Source organism: Actinomycetes bacterium (genome assembly GCA_024222295.1).
Taxonomy (GTDB): Bacteria; Actinomycetota; Acidimicrobiia; order Acidimicrobiales; family Microtrichaceae; genus JAAEPF01.
This window is the reverse complement of the sequence record JAAEPF010000075.1, coordinates 1-3,953: the sequence shown is the minus strand read 5'-3', so window position 1 is coordinate 3,953 and position 3,953 is coordinate 1. Positions and strand designations below refer to the sequence as shown.

Here is a 3,953-nt window from a genome sequence, read left to right as displayed (position 1 = left end):
TCTTCTTGCGCTTGCCCTCGTCGGGGCGGTGGTGGGGGTCCTGGGCGAGGATGGACTTGATGCCCTGCACGCGCTTGCCCTCCGCGGCGCGCTTGCGCTTGGCGGCTTTGCTGTGGCCTTGCATCATCTCGCGGATGCGCCGGACGTAGGCCTTGTCGCTGAGGTGGCGCCAACAGGGCAGCTTCGTGAGCTTGACCTTGTGGATGGTGGTGACGTCCTTCTCGATGGGCAGGGTCTCGCCCTTGGCCTTGGCTGCCTTGGTCTTCTCGTAGAGGGCGGTGCGGTGTGAGCGATCAGCGAAGGCGGGGTCCATCGGCGTCTGATTCGTGGGACCGTGACCGGGGGGGGCGGCCCACGGGGTGAGGCCTCCGGTCCGGGAAACCGGACCGCCGGCGAAAGGTCAGGCCTCGGGGCCCGCCCGAGCGCGGGCGAACGCGGCCGGGGTCAGCTCGGCGGCGCTCAATCCGTAGAGGTCGCGGTGGGTGCCGAGGCGGGTGAAGGCCCAGCTCAGGTAGGCGAGGGTGTCGACGCCCAGGGCACGGCAGGTGGCCGCGACGCCGAGGAGAGTGGCCGCGCGGTGTGCGCCCTCGGTGCTGCCAGCGAAGAGGCTGTTCAGGCGGAGCTTGGCCACGTGTTGGTACTCACGCTCGGAGGCGGAGTTATCGATGGGGATCTCGGGGTGGTCGACGAAGCGGAAGAGCGCCGACCAATGGTTGCGGTAGTAGCGGATCACCTTCGCGAGGGCGTCGTCGGGGGTGAGGGTGAGCTCGACGGCGTCCATCCAAGCGAGGAGGGCATCGCGAAGGGGTGGGACCTTGAGCTGGCGCCAGGCCTGCAACGCGTCGCCGCGGAGCCCCTCCTTCTGCGCGGTGGCCTCCTCGATGTAGATGGCTGAGATGAACTCACCGCCCTCCTTGGCGAGCACGGGCTGAGACACCTCGGCGTCGCGGAACTTGCGGCGGCCGTGGGCATTGCAGCCGGCCTCCAGGACGCTGCCGTCCTCGAAGACGAGGTTGTGCCGGTGTTCTGCATCGGCGACGAGCAGCCCGCTGAAGGGCACGAGCTTGTCGGCCAGCGCCTGCGCGCCTTTGTGCGCCTCGTACTGGAAGTTGACGAGGTCATCGCGTCGATACACTTCGAGATGACCGTTGTGGCTCCCGACCTTCGGCACGAGCACCTTGAGGCCGGTGGCGTCAGTGGCCATCCACTCGCCGGCGAGCAGCTGCTTCCAGTGCTCGCCATCGACGGGTCCCAGAAGATCCGCGGCGCGCTCGATCTGTGAGACCAGATAGCTCATGGCGAGAGGCAAGCCGCGCGAGGCGAGGTCGCGTCGCAGGCGATCGAGCGGCGTGAGCATCACGAACTTCTGGTGGACGAGCCATGCGAGCCATTCGCAGGTCGCCTTCGAGCGGGCGAAGGGTGAGGGCAGCGAGCGCGCCGTGGTGCGCGTCCCGCAGTGCCTGCAGGCGCAGGTCTTGCGCCGCACCACCCGCCGACGTTGGTGCTCCTGCACCACGTGCAGCTTGGTCTCGATGACCTCGTCGACCAGCTCCAAATCGGTCCCGCCGCAGTCGCTGCATGCCTCCGGCCGAAGGGTGTGCTCTTCGGCAAGGAGGTGCTCCGGCAAGGGCTTGCGACCCGTCGGCCGACGGGGCTTCTTGGGCGGCTTCACCTTCTTCGGCCGCGCCGGTGCCCGCGGGCGCTCAGCGTAGGCCCTGCGCTCCTCCTCGCTCACCGTCGGCGGCGGCTCAGGTGCCTTCGCCGTGCTCTTGCGCCCGCCCCGCTTCTTGCGCCCGACGATCGCGAGCAGCTCGGCCATCTGTTCGTTGGCGACCGCGACCAGCTGCGCCAACCGGCTCACCTCAGCCGTCAGCTCGGCGTTTCGCGCGTTCACAGCGTCGAGCTGCCGGCGCAGGTCGTCGTGAGCAGCTTGGGAGACACGAGCCATGCCGCCAAGGGATCACAGCTGATCCAGCGTGTCGATCCCCAGCGACGAAATTCTCGCAAATTCGGCGAATGGCTCAGGCGGCGCGCCGGTACCACTTTCGCTTGGTAGCTGAGAGCGGGATCCCCTCAAGGAGCGAGGCGAGGGCTCCGGTGTCTACGGTGACCGTGACCGCCCCCGGCTCGCATGCAGGAACCTCGAAGGTGCCGCGCTCGAGCCGCTTGCTGTAGATGCACCACCCTGAGCCATCGAACCAGAGCATCTTGCAGAGCCGCCGGCGGCGGTTGAAGAAGAGGTAGAGGTGGCCATCGCTGGGCTCGAGCCCGAGCCGCCGGGCGGCCCCGCCCAGCGAGTTGAAGGAGCCGCGCATGTCCACCGGGTCGAGCCCCACGAAGACGCGCACGCCATGGCCGATCCTCAGCACGCGGACATCACCCGCAGCAGCCGCACCAGCGTGTCCTCGTCGAAGTCCTCGCCGACCTCGACGCTGAGCTCGCCGCAGCGCACGACATAGCCCTCGGCTCCCCGAGCCGGAGCCTGGGCGACGAGCTCCACGAGGTTGATCCGCTGGACTGCCCTCGGTGCGCGACGCGACAAGTTCATGCGCCAGGCGTTCAACGAGCGTGCGTCGATCCGCTCCGCTCGCGCCCAGTCGCGCAGTCGGAGCCCACTGGCCTCGACCCGCCTCATGCATGCGCGGGCGTCCGCCTCGTCCCGAATTCGTCTTCCAGCCATCTGAGCCTCCCTTCGGCGGCCCACGATCTCACACTTGCCTTCCAGGCCCTCCCCGGCTTCGCTGATGGGTCACTCCGGCGTGGAGATTCAGGAGATCACCCAGCGCATCGCAGAGCGCATCACCCGACACCTCCAGAACCTGGACACCGACGAGGAGAGCGAGCACGCGCTCGACGCCGTCGCGAACGCTTCGGTCGGGCACAAGCAGCTCCTCGGCGCGCGCGCCGGCCAACGCGAGGACCGAATCCAGGGCGCCTTCGCCACCTCCAGCGCCGCCAGCATCAAGTGCGCCACCGTCGCCGGGTTCAACCTCCACGCTGGAGTGCACGTGGACGCGGGCGACACCGAGACCCTCGAACGCCTGGCTCGCTACGTCGCTCGCGGGCCCGTCGCCAACGAGCGTCTACGGGAGCTCCCAGACGGCCGAGTCGCCGTCGACTTCCATCACCGCTGGCGCGACGGGACCACCGGCATCGTCCTAGATCCGCTCGATCTCATCGCCCGCCTCGCCGCCCTGGTTCCGCCACCCCGGCAGAATCTCGTCCGCTACCACGGCGTCCTCGCATCGGCGTCCCCCCTCCGCCCCAAGATCATCGGGCAGGCCCCTGCAAAGGTGGCGAGCTCCCGTGGTCTGAAGCAGCCCAAGCAGGCTCCGAAGCGCCGGCGTCTCCTCTGGGCCGAGCTGATGCGCCGCGTCTTCGGTCTCGAGGTCCTCGAGTGCCCCCGGTGCGGCGGCCAAGCCAAGGTGATCGCCCTCATCGACGAGCCCGGCGCCATTCACGCGATCCTCCGCCACCTCGGGTTGCCGACCACGACGCTCCCCCTGTCCCCAGCCCGCGGTCCGCCCGACCCGGTCGAGGATGTCGCCGCCTGAGCAAAGCCATCGCCGTTGATGTAGCCTGGATCCCCCGGGGAGGGGGCTCGTCCGCGTACCTCGCGGCTAATCGCTTCGCGCAACGGATATTCTGTTAAATTCCAGGTAGATGGATGATGTCGCTTGTCCTTCCTATACCCTGACCATGGTCGAATCTGCTGGGAGTGTGGTGATTCACAATTCATCGAGGTGTTTTGGCCGAATTTTCGGCGCAGCTTTCCCGTCGAGTCGGAGTGCGTGGAGGGTTTCTGCGGCGGCGTATGGTCGGCGCAGTTTCGCGCCGAACCGCCGCATGGCTTCCGGCCTGGTCCTGGTCATACAATGTGGCACCTCGGCCCCGACACACACTTCAGGAGGAGTGCGCCGGCGTTTGGTGTGGCGGCAACTGAGCACACCTGG

At 68.2% G+C, this 3,953-nt stretch carries 5 protein-coding genes; 1 reads left to right on the top strand and 4 read right to left on the bottom strand.

Annotated elements, in window-relative coordinates; genetic code table 11:
- The 4 genes from GY812_16870 to GY812_16855 form a co-directional block, all read right to left on the bottom strand.
- Nucleotides 1-313: hypothetical protein (locus tag GY812_16870; protein MCP4437158.1), on the bottom strand; the 313-nt coding region annotated here is incomplete at its 3' end.
- An 87-nt stretch (nucleotides 314-400) separates the two neighbouring features.
- Complete coding sequence (locus tag GY812_16865) at nucleotides 401-1,948, bottom strand: IS66 family transposase (protein MCP4437157.1); 1,548 nt, start codon at nucleotides 1,946-1,948, stop codon at nucleotides 401-403.
- A gap of 73 nt (nucleotides 1,949-2,021) precedes the next feature.
- Nucleotides 2,022-2,348, bottom strand: a complete 327-nt coding sequence (tnpB, locus tag GY812_16860) for an IS66 family insertion sequence element accessory protein TnpB (protein MCP4437156.1) — start codon at nucleotides 2,346-2,348, stop codon at nucleotides 2,022-2,024.
- A gap of 14 nt (nucleotides 2,349-2,362) precedes the next feature.
- Nucleotides 2,363-2,680 (bottom strand): hypothetical protein, encoded by a 318-nt coding sequence (locus tag GY812_16855; protein MCP4437155.1) that lies wholly within the window; start codon nucleotides 2,678-2,680, stop codon nucleotides 2,363-2,365.
- Between the two features lie 34 nt (nucleotides 2,681-2,714).
- Here GY812_16855 and GY812_16850 point away from each other — a divergent pair, with 34 nt between their 5' ends.
- Nucleotides 2,715-3,554 carry a hypothetical protein gene (locus tag GY812_16850; protein MCP4437154.1) on the top strand — a complete coding sequence of 280 codons (840 nt, stop codon included), beginning with the start codon at nucleotides 2,715-2,717 and terminating at the stop codon, nucleotides 3,552-3,554.
- The last annotated feature ends 399 nt before the right edge of the window (nucleotides 3,555-3,953 follow it).